The organism is Metabacillus niabensis (assembly GCF_902829255.1).
GTDB lineage: Bacteria > Bacillota > Bacilli > Bacillales > Bacillaceae > Metabacillus > Metabacillus niabensis.
In genome coordinates, this window is the sequence record NZ_CADEPK010000030.1 from 21,572 (window position 1) to 39,829 (window position 18,258).

The 18,258-nt window shown below is 36.7% G+C and carries 21 protein-coding genes; 10 read left to right on the plus strand and 11 right to left on the minus strand.

Annotated elements, in window-relative coordinates; genetic code table 11:
- Positions 1-227: 227 nt before the first annotated feature.
- The 3 genes from HU235_RS05290 to HU235_RS05300 form a co-directional block, all read right to left on the minus strand.
- Positions 228-1,040, minus strand: a complete 813-nt coding sequence (locus tag HU235_RS05290) for a YihY/virulence factor BrkB family protein (RefSeq protein WP_233452138.1) — start codon at positions 1,038-1,040, stop codon at positions 228-230.
- Between the two features lie 26 nt (positions 1,041-1,066).
- Positions 1,067-1,384: a YtxH domain-containing protein gene (locus tag HU235_RS05295; protein ID WP_095300575.1), complete on the minus strand. Its 318-nt coding sequence runs from the start codon at positions 1,382-1,384 to the stop codon at positions 1,067-1,069.
- 79 nt (positions 1,385-1,463) lie between these two features.
- Entirely contained in the window at positions 1,464-1,934 is a 471-nt protein-coding gene (locus HU235_RS05300; protein WP_174879532.1) for a low molecular weight protein-tyrosine-phosphatase, read from the minus strand.
- A gap of 209 nt (positions 1,935-2,143) precedes the next feature.
- Between HU235_RS05300 and HU235_RS05305 the strand changes: the two genes are divergently transcribed.
- From HU235_RS05305 to HU235_RS05320, 4 genes are all read left to right on the plus strand, one after another.
- Complete coding sequence (locus tag HU235_RS05305; RefSeq protein WP_174879533.1) at positions 2,144-3,505, plus strand: alanine/glycine:cation symporter family protein; 1,362 nt, start codon at positions 2,144-2,146, stop codon at positions 3,503-3,505.
- Positions 3,506-3,587: 82 nt separating this feature from the next.
- A complete protein-coding gene (locus HU235_RS05310) occupies positions 3,588-3,812 on the plus strand; it encodes a DUF1128 domain-containing protein (RefSeq protein WP_095300572.1) in 225 nt (74 codons plus the stop codon).
- 61 nt (positions 3,813-3,873) lie between these two features.
- Positions 3,874-4,026 carry a hypothetical protein gene (locus HU235_RS05315; RefSeq protein WP_174879534.1) on the plus strand — a complete coding sequence of 51 codons (153 nt, stop codon included), beginning with the start codon at positions 3,874-3,876 and terminating at the stop codon, positions 4,024-4,026.
- Between the two features lie 170 nt (positions 4,027-4,196).
- Positions 4,197-4,691 (plus strand): GNAT family N-acetyltransferase, encoded by a 495-nt coding sequence (locus HU235_RS05320; protein WP_095300571.1) that lies wholly within the window; start codon positions 4,197-4,199, stop codon positions 4,689-4,691.
- A gap of 31 nt (positions 4,692-4,722) precedes the next feature.
- Here the strand turns inward: HU235_RS05320 and HU235_RS05325 are convergent, their stop codons facing one another.
- On the minus strand, positions 4,723-5,661 hold the full coding sequence (locus HU235_RS05325) for an alpha/beta hydrolase (RefSeq protein WP_233452139.1): 939 nt from the start codon (positions 5,659-5,661) through the stop codon (positions 4,723-4,725).
- Between the two features lie 204 nt (positions 5,662-5,865).
- Positions 5,866-6,240, minus strand: a complete 375-nt coding sequence (locus HU235_RS05330; RefSeq protein WP_174879535.1) for a DnaJ family domain-containing protein — start codon at positions 6,238-6,240, stop codon at positions 5,866-5,868.
- Between the two features lie 122 nt (positions 6,241-6,362).
- On the opposite strand from HU235_RS05330, the gene HU235_RS05335 reads away from it, so the two are divergent.
- Positions 6,363-7,640, plus strand: a complete 1,278-nt coding sequence (locus HU235_RS05335) for an MDR family MFS transporter (protein WP_174879536.1) — start codon at positions 6,363-6,365, stop codon at positions 7,638-7,640.
- Between the two features lie 491 nt (positions 7,641-8,131).
- On the opposite strand, the gene HU235_RS05340 is transcribed toward HU235_RS05335, so the two are convergent.
- From HU235_RS05340 to HU235_RS05355, 4 genes are all read right to left on the minus strand, one after another.
- Positions 8,132-8,467, minus strand: a complete 336-nt coding sequence (locus tag HU235_RS05340) for an ArsR/SmtB family transcription factor (RefSeq protein WP_145583883.1) — start codon at positions 8,465-8,467, stop codon at positions 8,132-8,134.
- On the minus strand, positions 8,468-8,896 hold the full coding sequence (locus HU235_RS05345; RefSeq protein WP_174879537.1) for an SRPBCC family protein: 429 nt from the start codon (positions 8,894-8,896) through the stop codon (positions 8,468-8,470).
- Between the two features lie 203 nt (positions 8,897-9,099).
- A complete protein-coding gene (locus HU235_RS05350) occupies positions 9,100-9,954 on the minus strand; it encodes a manganese catalase family protein (protein WP_095300566.1) in 855 nt (284 codons plus the stop codon).
- Between the two features lie 127 nt (positions 9,955-10,081).
- Positions 10,082-10,564 carry an AraC family transcriptional regulator gene (locus HU235_RS05355; protein ID WP_095300565.1) on the minus strand — a complete coding sequence of 161 codons (483 nt, stop codon included), beginning with the start codon at positions 10,562-10,564 and terminating at the stop codon, positions 10,082-10,084.
- 148 nt (positions 10,565-10,712) lie between these two features.
- Here HU235_RS05355 and HU235_RS05360 point away from each other — a divergent pair, with 148 nt between their 5' ends.
- Positions 10,713-11,327 (plus strand): DUF47 domain-containing protein, encoded by a 615-nt coding sequence (locus tag HU235_RS05360; RefSeq protein WP_095300564.1) that lies wholly within the window; start codon positions 10,713-10,715, stop codon positions 11,325-11,327.
- A 46-nt stretch (positions 11,328-11,373) separates the two neighbouring features.
- Positions 11,374-12,360 carry an inorganic phosphate transporter gene (locus HU235_RS05365; RefSeq protein WP_095300563.1) on the plus strand — a complete coding sequence of 329 codons (987 nt, stop codon included), beginning with the start codon at positions 11,374-11,376 and terminating at the stop codon, positions 12,358-12,360.
- A 94-nt stretch (positions 12,361-12,454) separates the two neighbouring features.
- Here HU235_RS05365 and HU235_RS05370 read toward each other — a convergent pair whose 3' ends face one another.
- The gene (locus HU235_RS05370) at positions 12,455-14,344 is read right to left on the minus strand and encodes an ABC-F family ATP-binding cassette domain-containing protein (protein WP_174879538.1); all 1,890 of its coding nucleotides are present in this window, start codon (positions 14,342-14,344) and stop codon (positions 12,455-12,457) included.
- A gap of 255 nt (positions 14,345-14,599) precedes the next feature.
- Between HU235_RS05370 and HU235_RS05375 the strand changes: the two genes are divergently transcribed.
- The 3 genes from HU235_RS05375 to HU235_RS05385 all read left to right on the plus strand — a co-directional run bounded on the left by HU235_RS05375 (position 14,600) and on the right by HU235_RS05385 (position 17,981).
- Positions 14,600-15,019, plus strand: coding sequence for a GntR family transcriptional regulator (locus HU235_RS05375; RefSeq protein WP_095300561.1), 420 nt, complete (start codon positions 14,600-14,602; stop codon positions 15,017-15,019).
- Between the two features lie 81 nt (positions 15,020-15,100).
- A complete protein-coding gene (locus HU235_RS05380; protein WP_174879539.1) occupies positions 15,101-16,003 on the plus strand; it encodes an ABC transporter ATP-binding protein in 903 nt (300 codons plus the stop codon).
- Entirely contained in the window at positions 15,978-17,981 is a 2,004-nt protein-coding gene (locus HU235_RS05385; RefSeq protein ID WP_174879540.1) for a DUF6449 domain-containing protein, read from the plus strand. Before HU235_RS05380 ends, HU235_RS05385 begins: the two co-directional genes overlap by 26 nt.
- 50 nt (positions 17,982-18,031) lie before the next feature.
- On the opposite strand, the gene HU235_RS05390 is transcribed toward HU235_RS05385, so the two are convergent.
- Entirely contained in the window at positions 18,032-18,187 is a 156-nt protein-coding gene (locus tag HU235_RS05390) for a hypothetical protein (RefSeq protein ID WP_170944351.1), read from the minus strand.
- Between the last annotated feature and the right edge of the window lie 71 nt (positions 18,188-18,258).

An 18,258-nucleotide genomic window follows, 5' to 3' on the forward strand; every position in this document is an offset into this window, starting at 1 on the left:
CTATCTGATAGAGTAATCTTATCGTAAATTACTCTATCTGTCAAAGTAATTTTTGAAAATATATGGAAAACTTACGCCTATTTTTGGTAAACTCTGTTGCTTTGACTAAGTAGTGCTCGGTAGAAATCGAAAGTCTTGCAGGACCTTCTAGGATCAGAAACGGTAAATTAGAAAAAAACTGCAGCTTCATTGTTAGACGTTTCCTAACAACGAAGCTGCAGTACGATTTAAATAAGCTCCTTTTTTCGTTTATATAACATGGCGTTTAATTCTCCACCAAAAATAAGGATCATTCCCGATAAATAAAACCAAATCATCAAAACGATGATTCCACCGATACTTCCATATGTCGCACTGTAATTTGCAATGTTTCCAACATAATAGGAAAATGCCAATGATACGAGAATCCACCCAATTGTTGCAGCAAATGCCCCTGGAATTCCATCCTTTATATGAAGGCGCTTATTAGGTGCAAAGAAATAAAGTGCTGTAAAAACGATGAACAGGATGATCGCACTTAAAAACCAGCGAAGCGTATTCCAAAGCGTTAAAAACTCAGTTGATAAGCCGAAATGCGAAGAAATCAATAAGCCGATTTCTCTGCCGAATACCGGTAATAATAAGGCTAGTACAATGATAAATACCATTGCGATTGTTAAAAAAATCGCCATTAGTCTTGAGGCAAAGAACGATCTTGTTTCTTCAACACCATATGCCCTATTAAATGCTCGAACGATTGAATTGATTCCATTCGATGCAGACCAAAGTGTTGCAATTACCCCGAACGATAATAAACCGCCATTTTTTTGCTCAATAATTTGATTTAATGATTCCTCTATAATTGCAACAGATTCACCAGGGGCAAATTCACTTATCGTCCCAAGCACATCCTCCTGTGTTAACGGTAAGTATGCAATTAATGTGATAAGGAAAAGTAAAAATGGAAACAGGGACAATAGGAAAAAATATGCGAGCTGTGCAGATAACCCCGCCACCTCATCATGTAAAAATCGTTTTAATAGCTCCTTAAAAAATGACAAGATATCCACCTCTCGATTATTGTCGGTTATGGAATAAATTTGTCCTTTGTTTCTTGTAGCATATGTACAACATGTGGAGAAGATTCCTTCAACTCTTGAACCTTTTCATTAATAAACGTGATATCGTCTGATACCTCTTGCACCGTCTGACGTACATTATCAATTTTTTGCTTTACTTCAGATGTTAATTTTGAAGGCTGTTTTGCATACTCTTTTACTTTTAAACCAAGCGTTTTGCCTGATTGGATTACTCCTTGGCGAGTGTTTTTATCAAATAAAGAAACAGCAGCACCAACGAGAGCTCCGATAACAATCCCTTTAACCAATTTATTGTCTTTTCCCATTTCACATTCCTCCTTACTTGATTAAAGCCTTATAGACCTTTATATACCCCAAGAGAAGCACTATGTAAAATTGACGTTTTTATTTTAATAAGTCTTGCTTTATTTCCTTTAATAGGTTTTCACAGCCTTTTGTAACAAGGTCATACACTTCTGTAAAATTCCCCGTATAATATGGGTCAGGTACATCTTCTACATCAGACTCTTTCACATAATCAAGCAGTCGTTTTATTTTCCCTGATTGAGCATTTCCTGCCAGACGTTTAATATTCCCGATATTTTCTGCATCCATCCCAATGATATAGTCGAAATTATTTAGGTCTTCCTTGGTAATTTGTCTAGCTTTTAATCCGTCATATGAGATGTTATGTTTTGATAAAATCGTTCGTGTTCCTTCATGTGGCGGTTTTCCTGTATGCCAATTTCCTGTGCCCGCGGAATCAACCGTAATTTTCCCCTCTAAGCCTTCCTTAGCAATTAAATCCCTCATGATAGCTTCTGCCATCGGTGAACGGCAAATATTCCCTAAGCATACAAATAATATTTTTTTCATCTTAAATCCTCCTATTATCTCTACTCCTATAATAAAAGTTCTTTTCCCTTCTGACAATTATTGAAAATCCATCAATTTAAAGACATGTACGATACTAGTTTAGAATATTCTTTCTTAAGTGACTTTTAGGTACAATCTCCAATTATCACTTTACATCCTTACATGAATAAGCCCTTTCCTAAGTCACAAACAAATATAAGGGGGATGTTATGGAAAGTTTCGAAAAATTCATTGGCGATGTCAGTAGTTTTGTCTGGGGACCACCGTTACTCATTTTAATTGTCGGTACAGGGTTATATTTGACGCTTCGTTTAGGATTTCTTCAATTTCGCATGCTGCCTTATTCGTTAAAGCTAGCCTTCACAAAAAAGCAGGATTCAAAATCTGAAGGAGATATTTCACACTTTCAAGCGCTTATGACGGCGTTAGCCGCTACTGTTGGTACTGGAAATATTGTTGGGGTAGCGACCGCGGTCATTTTAGGAGGACCAGGGGCTGTTTTCTGGATGTGGATAACTGCTCTCGTTGGAATGGCGACTAAATATTCGGAGGCGATCCTTGCCGTAAAATACCGTGTAAAAGATAAAAACGGAGAAATGTCCGGCGGTCCGATGTATTATTTAGAGCGTGGTTTGAAGCAAAAATGGTTAGGCGTTTTATTTGCTATTTTCGGGGCAATTGCTGCCTTTGGAATCGGGAACATGGTTCAATCGAATTCTGTTTCAGGTGTGCTTAAGTCAACCTTTTCAGTGCCGACATATGTCACAGGCATTGTGATTACTATATTTACAGCCCTCGTCATTTTAGGTGGCATTAAATCAATAGGAAGAGTTACAGCTTATTTCGTTCCGATTATGGCCTTATTTTACCTCATTGCTGGCTTAATTGTTCTTATTATGAATGCAAGCCTTGTTCCAGAGGCAATCTCATTAATCTTTACAGACGCCTTTACTGGTGAAGCTGTTGCCGGAGGGGCACTTGGAGCTGTCATTCGTTGGGGAGTAGCTAGAGGAGTCTTCTCGAATGAAGCAGGTCTTGGCTCTGCACCGATTGCAGCTGCTGCAGCTAAATCAGATTATCCTGGCCGTCAAGCACTCGTTTCAATGACTCAGGTTTTTATTGATACAATTATCATTTGCTCGATTACAGGTATCACTGTTGTTATGGGCGATCTTTATTCAAGTGGTGCAGAAGGAAATGCCCTAACATCAATGACGTTTGAACATTTCCTTGGTCCAATCGGCTCCTATGTTGTAGCGATCGGTATGCTGCTCTTTGCATATTCAACAATTCTTGGCTGGTCATACTACGGAGAAAAATGCATTTCCTATCTTTTCAATGAATCTGCGATTAAATATTATCGATATGCCTTTGTTATCGCAGTATTTATCGGTTCAGTTACAACACTTGATATCGTATGGGGAATTGCCGATGTGATGAATGGACTAATGGCCATCCCTAACCTCATTGGTCTCCTCGGTTTATCCGGTGTCGTTGTTGCCGAAACAAAGAGATTTTTAGATGTTGCCAAAGCGGAAAAAGCGCAGGAAAAAAATCAAGCAAGCTCATAACTTGTCGAGGTTTTTGAATGTTTATTTCAAAATCATGTTACAATATCTATAATATGACCTGAACTGAGAAAGGAAGGGAAAAATGAATTTAACTGAAAAGTCTGTTGAAAATGTTGAATATATGATAGAGCAAATTAAAGAAAAATTACGTGTACTAAATTTTGGGGCAATTAAACCGTCCCATTTTAATGAAGAAATGTACGAAGAGCTTAAAGAAATTTACGAGCTTGTTATGAAAAAGAAAACATTTAGCCCAAATGAAATGCAAGCAATTGCTGAAGAATTAGGAAATTTACGAAAAGGCTAATTGTTCGATTCTGACCTCCCTCTTATCATCATATGTTTTTGATAAGAAGGAGGTTTTTTCTATGATAAAAATGTGGCTGTTTATCCTCTGTTTAATTGGATTGCTGTTCATTTCCATTCTACTCGTCCTTATGCTCCTAAAAATTGCCTTAAAAACAGAAGATACCTCACGAATTGACCCGATACCAAATGACGATGATTATGAGAAACATTGAAACAGACTACTTATGGGGGAAAGCATCCCCCCTTTTTTAAGTTCCTAGCGTCTTAGGTATTGCAGAGACTCGCACTTTTTTCCATATAACGTTCTGCACCAAAAAAGGATTTTCCCACTTTTTACTGAATACATAATGGAATAACATATAAAAGAAATGAGATGAATTAGATGGAAGTAATCATTAGACAAGCTACTAAAGAGGATGAGGCATTTCTTTGGGAAATGTTATATGAGGCTATTTATGTTCCTGACGGTGAAGATAAATTCGATAAATCATTATTGAAAACCTCTAAGCTGGCAAACTATGTTGAAAATTGGGGCAGAGACGGAGATTACGGTCTTATAGCTCTAAATGAACAAAATCAAAAAATAGGTGCTGTTTGGATTCGATTGTTTAATGAATTAACTAGAACCTATGGATATGTTGATGAACAAACGCCAATTTTAAGCATGGCCCTGCTACCAGAATACCGTGGCATTGGCATTGGAACAAAGCTTATGAAGGAAATCATCGCACTTGCAAAAGAAAAACAATTTCCGGCCATTTCATTGAGTGTTGCTCCAGAAAATTCAGCCCTATCCTTATATGAGAAATTTGGCTTTATAAAAATCGGTATCGATGGCACATCTTGGGACATGATTGCAAAACTAGAGCCTAAGTAGTCTGTGCTCCTTTCCTACTTAGGCAATACTTTCAATAAGACTTCATTTTTTCACTGCTAACGAATTGATCAATCATCTGAATAAACTCAATAACCTTCTTTTCATATCCAGCTGGATCAGTATTAAACGCCTCTGCGTGACCAGCCTTTGGAACGAGATATAGCTTTTTCGTTCCAGCCTTTCTTCTAAACATCTCTAATGTCATATCCAACGGGATAAACGTATCCTCTTTCCCGTGTATAAATAGTATCGGCGTCTTCGTTTTCTCTAAGCCTTTAATCGGAGAAATATCTGGAAAGCTCCAGCCATGCTTTAGCTTCACAATGAAATTGACAAAATCGATTAATGGATAGATTCCTAGCTTGAAATCCATTTTTAATCTTATTCTTAAAAGGGATTGAAAGTCGCTAAAGGAACAATCAGCAATACAAAATTTCACTCGCCGATCCCGTTTGCTTAGTTCCAAAGCAGATGCAGCCCCTAACGATTCCCCAAGCAAGCCGATAAAGGTATTGCCTCCAAACCGTTTTTCCAGATAGTCAATCCATGCCTTTAAATCATCCTTTTCATAGAAACCGTATGATGTATACTTCCCCCCACTTAACCCATGGTATCTATGATCACATAATAGAACATGAAATCCTCGTTTTTGAAACATTTTTACATATTTAAAGCTCCCAAATAATGACCATGTGATACCATGCGCAATAATGACAACCTTTTTTCCATTCTCTACAGGAAAAAACATTCCATGTAATTTATATCCGTAATAGGATGGAATAAATAGTTCTTCCTTTTTTATCGAGTTGAAAGTACGTTCGTCAATTTCACCTCTTTGAATGCCAATTTTGAATGTTTTCTCATATGATACCCTTCTTGGTGAAAGGAGAAGCCAGCTTGCAATAAAGGCAAAAACCACGCAAGCACTAATACAAGTCATAATCGAATAAAGCAGCCATTGTGGAATCACTCTCTCACCCCTCCTAGGCTTTTTTATATCGTATTACGAACTCCCCTTCGTTGTGAAAAATTTTTTCATAGTAGGATTGAAAAAGAGGGTGGCTCAAAACTAAAGATCAAGACCCCTCAAACACACTATATAAACTAATGATGAGACTAGTTTATATCAGTGTTTGTTGGAGGAGTAAGACCGTTTTGAGTCACCCTCAACGATTTATTTCGTAAGCTTTTCGTTGATTTTTTCCTTATAAAAAGCAGAGGCAGGTGCATCAAGTATCTTTCTCTTATTCAACAATTGCTCTAAGCGTAGCTCCTTCTCATGCTTTTTCTTTTTAAGCTTCACCCTTTCTTCTAGGTTATCACATGTTGCGAGTAAATCATCTAAAGACAATAGCTCTTCTTTGATTTTATCGACATCCTCAAGCATGTTTGCATTTTTCATAACTTTATAAGCGATCCGTAAATCCTCTGGGATATGTGATAAATCCTCCAGTTTCAAAGGCTTACCCTTTCCTGGCAAATCATCAAATTCCCCTTCCGCGATTGCCCGTTTAATTTTGTCTTCGGCTATAATTGAAAAAATATCCATATATAGTCACTCCCTCATGACAATTTATTATATTCAAAAATCAATTCTCTAAGTTATCCTATTGTATTTCGATTTTCGAAAGAGTATGATGGGACATTATATACTTGATTGAAGGTGCTGCGATGAGAATACGAGATTGGGATTTAAACCTTAAAATTCGTTTATTTGGTGAAGCGCTAATGAACATTACCTATTGGATGTTCTTTCCGTTTCTAACGATTTATTTTGCCAATGCATTTGGTAAAGAGCTTGCTGGATTACTATTGATTATTTCCCAATTATTTTCTGTTCTTGCAAATTTAATGGGAGGGCATTTCGCTGACAAATATGGTCGCAAAACAATGATGGTTCTTTCCTCATTTGGCCAAGGACTTTCCTTTATTTTATTTGCTTCTACGAATTCACCATGGCTAGATATGCCATTATTAGGATTCGTCTTCTTTTCTTTAGCAGGTGTTTTCGGAGCATTTTATTGGCCAGCATCCCAAGCAATGGTTACAGATGTAGTCGATGAAAAACATCGAAGTGGCGTGTTTGCTATATTCTATACATCTATTAATATAGCTGTTGTTATCGGACCTATTTTAGGAGCGATTTTCTATGTTCGTTATCCATTTGAGGTTCTCTGTATATCCGGAATCATTTGTTTACTGCTTTCCTATTTATTAAAAAGAAACACAAGAGAGACAGCTCCAGTGTATCAAACAGAGCAGGAAAATTCATCTGGAAAATGGTATGGCATGATTATTCAACAAATCAAGGATTACAAGATTATTTTTAACGATCGGGCATTTTTATTGTATATCATTGCAGGTGTATTAGTGGCTCTTACCTTTATGCAATTGGATATGCTTTTACCAGTTTATATAACTGAAATGGTTCAAAAACAAAATATGTTCCATTTCGGTGATTGGTCGCTAACATTGTCTGGGGAGCAGCTATTTGGTGTAGTTCTTTCAGAAAACGGTCTTTTAGTTGCCTTATTTACAATTATCGTGACGAAGTGGATGAATACATATAAGGAGAAAAATGTCTTCGTTGTATCATCAATCATCTATGGGATTGCGATCGCTACATTTGGTCTTTCAACATCCGTATGGGTTATGATCCTCGCGATGGGCTTGTTTACATTTGCCGAGCTTATGACAGCAGGGATTCAACAAACCTTCGTTTCAAAAATCTCTCCTGAGCATATGAGAGGACAATATTTTGCAGCAGCTAGTTTGAGAAACACGATCGGTCGAACAATCGCACCAGTTGCAATCCCGATGTCGTTATGGTTTGGCTATTTGCCGACTTTTGTTATGATAGGAATTCTAGCTCTTATTAGCGGCTATTTATATTATGTAATGTTTCAAATGGCTGAGCAAAAGCTGAATAACTATGTGAAAGCTAGTTAACTGGTTTCAAGGCAAAAAAACGAGGTTGGGACAAAAGATTTTCAACATAAAAAAATCCGAACTATAATTTGGAATTCTGCTTTAAACTTCGTGTCCTTTTTGTAAGTAGCAATACTTGTATACATTGTTGCTTTTTACTAGTAGTCGTTCTGGTTGATTTCCTCGTGCAGTACTCGCTTTCCGCGGGGTGGGTGGTGAGCCTCCTCGGTGTAAACCTGCTTAGGTCTCACCTCTCCCACGCATCCCGCAGGAGTCTCGCACTCACGCTCCAATCAACCTTAATAAAGTTTGCACAAAAAACCGACCTCTTCGTAAAGAGTCTTTTCTTTATAGTTTTTTGAAATAAGCAATGTTCGGTTTTCAAAGAAATATATTCGTTATGTCCCAGCCTCGTTTTGTATTCTTTAAAGATGATCGTACTAAATTCCAACCACGTTCTATTCTAATTTCATCTTCTTTTATCACCTTAAGAAATCTACCTTTTGTTCTATCTACTCATTCTGCTCCTCATCATGTTCAAACATATACTTAAGAATTGATAGTTTATTCGTCCAAAACTGTTCGTAATAGGAGAGCCACTGCTTTACTTCTGTTAACGGTTCAGGATGTAATTGATAGATCTTTTCTCTCCCTTTTCTTTCCCCGCGAACAAGCTCCGCCTCCGATAAAATCGTTAGATGCTTGACAATAGCTGTTCGACTCATTGGAAAGTGAGACGATATTTTCGAAATAGGTAATTCCTGTTCCGATAGTAATTGGAGAATTTTACGCCTTGTCGGGTCAGCGATCGCTTGAAAAACGTCATGTTTTTCTGCTGCTTGAGACATTTATCCTTCAACTGCCTTTTTCAGATTTTCATTTACAATGCCAACCCAGCCTTTGCTCATACGATCACGTATAACAGAGCTTTTTTCATTTGCTTTCGAAATTTTACTATCTGCTTCCTTCCAGCCACCGTGGATAAGGGTAAATTCCGTTTTATCTCCTAAATCTTTCAAAATAAATGTAACGATCCAACCGTCTGTATCCCATGCAAAAGAAAGTCGATTTGGTTCATCAATTTCTAACACTTTACAAGGTGATGGGCCAAACGGTGATTGAATATGGAATTCATGCCCTTCCTTTGCCTCAAAATCATTTGGCATAAACCAAGCAGCAATTCCTTCTGCTGTCGATACCTTTTCCCATACTTTTTGAATGGATGCATTTAATATAATGGTTTGTGTAATATCCTGTAATTGTTCATTTGAATTCATATGTCTGTTGTTCCTTTCATTCTTAAAATATAACCAAATGGTGTTATATTACATATCATATAACACCATTTGGTTTCATGTCAATGAACAAATTTCGTTTAGTTAAGATTTACCATCATTTCACTATGTACATGACCTTCTTTTTGACAACATAAAGACCAAATCAAATACGATTTGGTCAGCCACTCCATTATTTTAGAGAATTAAGTATTTAAATCGTTTAAACCAGGACTATGTTCATTAGGCATTTCTGGCATTACCGGTACTGGATAACCTTTTGGTGGCGGAACAACTTGTAATGTTCCATCATTCCTACTTGGAGATTCTCCTTGGAAAATTTGTCCGATGAGAGTATCATCTAATCTAAAGTTAAATTGCGCGTTATGGAAGCCCATTTCTACATATTTTCGACATTCAGGATACTTGTTAATATCATAGTTCGGAACAGGGAAAATTTTAGCCCAATCTACCCCTAATGTTTCCAACGCTTTCGCAAATGCATTTTGATGTGCATTGTCACGAACAATTAAAAATGCTAATGTTTCTCTAAACGTTTTATTTGAACTCATTTCATAAATTCTTGATTTTTGTAATACACCAGTCGATTCTAAAACAAGGTTATCTAATAAATCACTAATTAAGTTTCCATGGCTATAAACATAGTTTCCGCTCCATGGGTTCCCTGCAGCATCTACCGGAAGCGAGCTTTGTGCTCCCATAATAAAATGATGTGGATTCGCATGCTTGATTGCATCCTCAAGCGGTGCTCTAGTGCTTCCCTCTGCACCAACCGCATCTTCTCCTGCTCCATTTAAAAGCTGGTTAATCGTCGTTTGCACCAATTCAACATGGCTGATTTCCTCTAAGAAAACACCTCTAATTAAATCACGATATTGCTTTTGATTCCCGCGAAAGTTTGCGCTCTGGAAGAAGAATTGCATCATCGTTCTCATTTCTCCAAATCTTCCACCTAATGTTTCTTGAAGGACCTTTGCAGCTTCTGGATCAGGCTTGTCAGGAACAATCATATTGATTAAATCTTCTCTATAAAAATACAATTCATACCCTCCTAATGGATTCTCGATTCAAATTTCCCTTTTATCGTTTCCATACATATATTTTTTATCCACATCTCATGAACGAAAAAATGAGTATGCATAAAATAGGAGGGATGTTGTTCACCTTTTATACAACTTCTTTTATCGGAATAAATAAATCCACTTTCCCCTTGCCTTCGGGATCGTCGGCAGGGTTATTTTGATTGAATTCAAGGTTGTTTCTCGAATAATCAGCCTCATACTCACTATTAGTAGGCAGCCAAACTTCAAATACATATTGATAAGCAAACACTAATTTTTCGACCTGATCATAGAAGGGATACATCACATAAAGTCCACCATCTAGCTGTCTGAATTCGACCTCATTATGGCTTTCCTTTGCAAATCCTTCAGGGATTGTGACACATGCATCATGCCGACATTGATGCCCTTCAATAATATTCGGGTCATCTAAGGAGATCCCGATAAAATGCTGGTTAGGTGGAACTAAATCATTACGTATCGCCCAGTCTAATAATTTCCCCCAATGATCCTGTGGCTCAAAATAACTTCCAACTCTTCTAATATAGGCAATCTCATATTTCGGTAATTCTCTAATTTCAACAGTCATGATTCTATCCCCTTCCCTAATATGGAAATCTTTCACTTAATTAATTCTCCTCTATTCGATATTTTCCTTTAATGAAAATGAATCGGATTATTCTAATAGGTAATATTAAAGTTAAACTACAAGAAATAAGGAAAGTGGAGGGACTAAAATGGCAAGAAAGAAAGATAAATTCTTTACTCACTTAACAGGGATATCAGCCAATTTAAAGGAAAGTGCAAATTACTTTGCCGACTATAAATTGAAGAATGCGAATGACCTTAAAATCTTTTCTGAAAAAATGAAGGAATTTGAATCAAAGGGAGATACGTTAGTACATGAGGTGACAAAGGATCTACATAACGCTTTTATTACATCTATTGAACGAGAAGATATTCTGACGTTAACAATGAATTTAGATGATATTTTAGACGGTATCGAACATACAGCTTCATTATTTGAAATGTATTCTGTCTTGGAAGTTGATGAATATATGAATAAGTTTGTCGAAGCAATTAAGAAATGTGTAGATGAAATTGATAAGGCGATCGAGCTCCTTTCTGCAAAAAAATTGCTTGCTATAAGAGAACATGCGATTAAGGTTAGAGAGTTAGAATCAAAATGTGACGAATTGCTACGCAGTTCCATTAAACATTTATTTGAGGTAGAAAAGGATCCAATCAAAATCATTCAATATAAAGAAATTTATGAGGATTTAGAGGAAATAGCAGACTTTTGCCAAACAGTCGCTAATACGTTTGAATCAATTATTATGAAAAACGCATAGCGCTCCCACATACTACGACACAATCTAACTGTTAGTGGAGGTTCAAATGACAATTATTGTTATCATCCTTATACTTGCATTAATCTTTGAGTTCATTAATGGGTTTCATGATACAGCAAACGCGATTGCGATGTCTGTATCAACAAGAGCATTATCCCCTCGATTTGCGGTTATTTATGCTGGGGTCTTAAATTTCATCGGTGCTTTAGTATCACAAGCAGTTGCCAAATCAATCGGGGGAAAAATCGCTGATCCCTTTCAAATTGAAAACGGCTTATACATTGTGATCGCAGCGTTAATTGCAGCAATTTTTTGGAATCTTTTCACATGGTATTATGGGATTCCATCTTCATCCTCTCATACATTAATTGGTTCTGTCGCTGGAGCTGTTATTTTCGGCTCTGGGCTTAACTCAATTAATTGGCAAGGATTTACCGATATTATTCAAGCGCTCATTATTTCGCCATTTTTAGCCTTTGGCGTTGGTTTTGTTCTGATGAAAATATTAGCCCTTTTATTAAAAAATTTAAACCCTCATCGCGCAACACGTGGCTTACGCGGCTTTCAAATTGTTGCTTCAGGTTTAGCTGCCTATTCTCATGGCGGAAATGACGGGCAAAAAACGATGGGGATTATTGTTTTTGCTTTAGTTGCCGGTGGGTTCCAATCGACATTAGATGTACCATTTTGGGTTCAGGTTACGTGTGCTGCGACTATCGGGCTTGGAACAATGATTGGTGGGATGCGGATTATCAAAACAGTTGCAAAGAAAATCTTCAAGGTGCAGCCAATAAATGGATTTGCAGCTGATTTATCATCATTCGCAGTCTTACAAGGTGCGACGATGCTTGGCTTACCTGTATCGACGACACATGTGTCATCCTCTTCAATCTTAGGTGTTGGTTCAGCTAAGCGTTTCCGTGGTGTAAATTGGGGGGTCGCAATAAGAATTGTGACAACATGGGTCATTACCCTTCCAATATCAGCGTTAATCGCAGGGCTCATTATAACAATTATCAATTTTTTCTTATAGAACAAATAAAGTGTGGGACTGTCTGAAAGTGTCTCTTCCAACAAACAAAAAGGGGCTCGCCTCATTTTTTTAGGCAGCCCCTTCTATATGTTTTTTATCCTTGTTCGATTTCTTCAACGAGTAATGATAGCTCTTCCCAACGTTCCATCGTCTCTTCTAACTTTTTGTCAACCTCTTCTTGCTCCTTATACAGCTCTTGTACCTTTCCGAAATCACTTCCGGCATCAGCAATTTCCTGTTCAAGTTGTTCCTTCCTCTGCTCAAGTCCTGCAATCACATCTTCAATTTGCTCCCATTCCTGCTGCTCCTTGTAGCTTAACCGTTTCTTCTTCTCCTTTTTATGAGAAGGCTTTTCTTTAGGAGTTTCCTTTTCCTGCATCATTTCCTTAAGCCTTGCATCCTCCATATAATCCGTGTAGCTGCCTTGGAAACGGCGAATTTGTCCGTTTTGTTCAAACACGATTAAATGTTCGACAACGCGATCCAAGAAATATCTATCATGGGAAACAGTTAATACAACACCTGGAAATTGATCAAGATAATCCTCTAACACACTTAATGTTTGTGTATCAAGATCATTTGTCGGTTCATCAAGGAAAAGTACATTCGGTTCCTCCATTAACACCTTTAACAAATAAAGACGTCTTCTTTCTCCTCCAGACAATTTACGAATATATGTCCATTGAGCTGAGCGTGGGAATAGGAATCGTTCTAGCATTTGCTCAGCTGTTATAATCTGCCCGTCAAGCGTATGAACAATTTCAGCTGTTTCCTTAATATATTCCACAACGCGAAGATTCTCATCCATCTCCTCATGCTCTTGCGTATAAAAGCCAATTTTGACTGTTTCACCGACTTCAATCGTTCCTTGATCAGCAGGAATTCTCCCCGCAATAATATTTAATAGCGTTGATTTTCCGCTGCCATTCGGTCCAATGATCCCTAAACGTTCACCAGGTGTTACTAAATAGCTAAAGTCTGAAATTAATGTCTTTCCATCATACGATTTTGAAATATGCTCAAGCTCAATAACCTTTTTCCCTAGGCGCGTTGAGCCAATTGCAAAATCTAAATCCTTTTTAGCTGCAGGTCCCTTCTGTTCCTTAAGCTCTTCAAATCGGTCAATTCGCGCCTTCTGTTTTGTCGAACGCGCCTTTGCTCCACGTCTAATCCACGCAAGCTCTCGTCTTAATAGATTTTGTCTCTTTGTTTCAGCTTGCTCCGCATTCGTTTCGCGCTCTGCCTTTTTCTCTAAGAAAACCTCATAGTTCCCCGAATATGTGTAAAGCTTTCCTTGATCAAGCTCAAATATTTGATTTGTTACACGATTTAAGAAATAACGATCATGTGTAATCAAAAGGATTGAACCTCTATACCCAGCAAGAAACCCTTCAAGCCACTCAATCGTTTCATTATCTAAATGGTTTGTTGGCTCATCTAAAATTAATAAATCAGCTGGTTGAATAAGCGCCTTTGCAATTGCAACCCGTTTTTTTTGCCCACCTGATAAATGCGTTACTTGCTTAGAAAAATCAGTAATCCCTAGCTTTGTTAACACCGTTTTTGCTACCGTGTTCGCTTCCCACGCATCTTGCTCATCCATCTTTTGCTGCATTTGCATCAAATACTTTAGCTTTGCTTCATTTTCTGGATCTAACTCTAGCTCTGATAAGGCAAGCTCATACTCTCGCATTACCTTCATGATTTCGGCATCACCATAATAAATTTGCTCAAGAACTGTTAGTCCTTCCGTTAATTCCGGGTCCTGTGGTAAATACTCAACTCTCATCGAATTTGCATGGGTAATTTCCCCCTCATCCGCTGATTCAATCCGAGCGATTACCTTCAACAAAGTCGATTTCCCTGTTCCGTTAACCCCGATTAGGCCAATTCGTTGCTTTTCTTCAATCGTAAACGAAATATGATCGAACAAAACCTTGTCCCCATATGTTTTATATAAATTTTCAACTTGTAATATGCTCATTTTTTATCCAATCCTTCATTACAGTATGTTCCTATTGTAAAGCAAAATAGGGATCAAATGCTACGATAAGCGATTTACAAATATATCAAGTCATCTATTACAGTTTTTATAAATACAACCAAAGGCATGTTTTAAAGCATTTCCCCAAAATAATTGTATAAAAACAGTTAGAATCTTGTTGATTTTTCCATTTTCCCCATATACAATTTAACTGTACTAATAATATTAATACAGTTAATACAAAGGGGGTTACTCATGTTTCAATTAGATGTGAGGAGCAGAAAACCCATATATGAACAATTAGTAGACAAAATTAAAGAATTAATTATTAATCAAATTTTAAAGCCTGATGAACAATTACCATCAGTTCGAGTGCTCTCAAGTCAATTAACCGTTAACCCTAATACAATTCAACGCGCTTATCGCGAGCTAGAACAACAAGGCTATATTTATTCGATTAAAGGAAAAGGCAATTTTGTTTCAAAAATTAACATTGTATCAAATGAACAAAAATTAACAGAGCTAAAAATAGATATCCAAAAACTAATTGCAGAAGCCATTTACCTTGGACTAACAAAAGAAGACCTATATGAAATCTATGAAAAGGCACACCCGAATAAGAAAAGCGGAAGTGCCTCGTTCAGCCCCGACAAGCATAAGACGCAAATGAAATAAAGGTGTTCTTTACCCGAGGAGCAAAAATCAAAAAAATGGTAAATCCATCATTTAACATTTAAAACAAAAGGGGATAAACATATGATCGAAGTTCATTCCGTTAGTAAAAGTTATCAACAACACCATGCTGTTAACGACCTTTCATTAACAGTGAAAAAGGGCTCTATCTATGGATTACTCGGTTCAAATGGGGCTGGGAAAACTTCTTTACTAAAAATAATTGCTGGGATTAACCGCCAAGATTCCGGGACGATAAAAATTGAAAATCAAATCGCTTATGAAAATATCGCTGTAAAGAAACGGACGATTTTCATCCCAGATGTTCTTTACTTCTTTCCGCAAACAACGGTCAAGCAAATGGCTGCACAATATAAAGAATTTTATCCAAATTGGAATGAGCAACGCTTTGAACAATTGAAGCAAGCCTTTGCGATTGATGTCACTCGCAAGGTCAATCGCTTATCAAAAGGGATGAAGCGCCAGGTTGCTTTTTGGTTAGCACTTTCCGCTATGCCAGATTATCTCATATTAGATGAGCCAATTGATGGCCTTGATCCGGTCATGAGGAAAAAAATTAAAAACCTTTTATTTCAGGATGTAGCAGAACGTGAGATGACAGTCCTCATTTCCTCCCATAACCTTCGGGAAATTGAAGATTTATGTGATCATGTCGGAATTATGCATGAAGGGAAAATTATCGTTGAAAAGGAAATTGATGATTTAAAATCAGATACCCATAAAATTCAAATTGCCTTATCAGACCCAACACATGAAGAGCATTTGTTAAACCAATTACATATTCTCCATCAAGAAAAACGCGGCAGTGTGTTACTTTTAATCGTCAAAGGCAATGAAGACAAAATTAAAAAGGTTATTCAATCGACTGAGGTCATTCTTTTTGATTTATTACCGCTAACATTAGAAGAAATCTTTATCTATGAAATGGAGGATGTCGGCTATGAAATCGAAGAAATCCTTCTTTAATATGAGCATAATTAAACAAGACTTTAGACAAAATGGATGGATTGGCATTGCCTATTTATTATGCCTTCTTTTCGCTGTACCCTTAGAAATCCTGCAATTATCGTCACAGGAATATGTCATATTTAAGGATTATCAAAATTACTTTTTTATCAATACAGATTTACAAATCATCTTTTTATTTATAATTCCGGTTGCAGCAGGGCTACTTTTGTTTCGATATATTCAAAATGAAGCATCCGTTGATATGATCCATAGCCTGCCAATACGAAGAGAAGCCATCTTTTTTAACCACCTTATAAGTGGATTGTTATTATTGATTCTTCCTGTAATCATAACTTCGATTACAACCTTTTTTGTAACAAAATCTGTTAAGGAGTTTAATTCAATCTTAACAGGCTCTGAGCTTCTTTCATGGACAGGGATTTATTTACTTATGACCTGCTTATTATTTAGCATCACGATCACAATAGGTATGATGACTGGGATGAGTAGTGCGCAAGCGATTCTTACGTATATATTTTTGTTCCTCCCAGTTGGTTTAGTAACGTTGATCATTTATAATTTTTCCTTTTTACTATACGGCTTTTCTTCAGCTTTTATTGAGAAGAAAATTGAATATTTATCTTTATTCATTAGATATCTCAATATTAACAGTTATGATATGCCCTTTACTGCTAAGGAAATTTTGATCTATTCCTTAATTACAATAATCCTTATCTTCATCGGTCTCATGCTTTATAAGGCTCGTCATTTAGAAAGAGCAACAGATGTTATTGTCTTTCCATTGTTAAGACCTATTTTCAAATATGGAATGACTCTGTGCAGCATGCTATTAGGAGGTACTTATTTTTATAGTACGACGAACGGAGTATGGGGTTGGCTTATCTTTGGATATATTAGCGGTGCGTTCTTAGGCTATATCATCGCTGAAATGATTCTGCAAAAATCTTGGAGAATCTTTCATATCCGAGCCTTTACTGGGTTAATCGGCTTTAGTATTATCGTCATTATTATTTTAGGTGTAATAAAAACGGATTTACTAAATTTTGAAAAGAAAATTCCTAGTCTAGACGAGGTAAGTGAAGTTTATTTTGGAAATAGCTATCTATTAAACGATTTTCTTGATTATAAAGACTATGATATCTTTTCAAAATCAAAGGAGTATATTGAAGCTGTAAGAAATCTCCATCAATCGATTATTGAAGATAAAGAGTTTATTCTATCAAAACGCAATGACAGTTCTTTAAATTCACAAGACATGATAATCGCCTATCGCTTAGAAAATGGGAAGATTCTTTCTCGGGAATACAACCTCCCGTTACAGTTTCTAGAAGATGAGCTAAAGCCAATAATGGACTCTAAAGAATACAAGAAAAGTCTTCCTGAATTTTTACAATTGCAGAATGAAACTCGAAGTATAGAATTCGAATCAAATGATCCGATTGCAAAACAAATTGTCATTAATGATAAAAAAGAAATAAAAGAACTCAAACAAATACTAGAGGAAGAATTGCTTAATATGACAGTTGATGATTTCCTATCACCATCACCAGCATGGGGCTATATTACCTTAAACGGAACACAAATCTTTGAAAACTCTCCATTATCTGGTTACCCGATCGATTGGCTCAAATCATTTAATCATCTCTCCAGCTGGCTTGATAAACATGGATACTTATCAGATGCACATATTAACATAAACCATATTAAACAAGCCCAAGTAACAATGGTAGACGAAAACTTAGATGAGCTTGAAATCTATGACATTGAAGAAATTTATCCAATGGGAGAAACAGTCCATACGATTACTGACAAGGCAGTCTTAACTGAGCTACTTGAAAAGTCAATTGATTCTGTAGATTATCCGTCACAAAATAAGTACTATATTAAATTCACTTTAACAAATGGTACACATTGGTTTGTCACGATTGCTAACGATCGAGTACCAAAAGAGGTAAGCAATTTGTTTAATCAATAACACAAAGAGCTGCTCCCCCGAATCTATGAGGTGAGCAGCTCTTTTTTCGTTTATTTTTTGTTTGCTTGCTTTCCGCTTTTCTTTTGACTTTGATGTTCACTATTTCCTATTTGAAAGTCATTTCCTAGCTCAATATCATTTTTCCCTTGCTGTTTTTCAATTTGCTTATACGTCTGCTCCTTATTTTGCATTCCTTGATTTGACATACGCCTCACTCCTTAAATGGTTTTCATCCTTACTATGTACATCTTCTTCATTTCCATTCTTAAAATTTCAC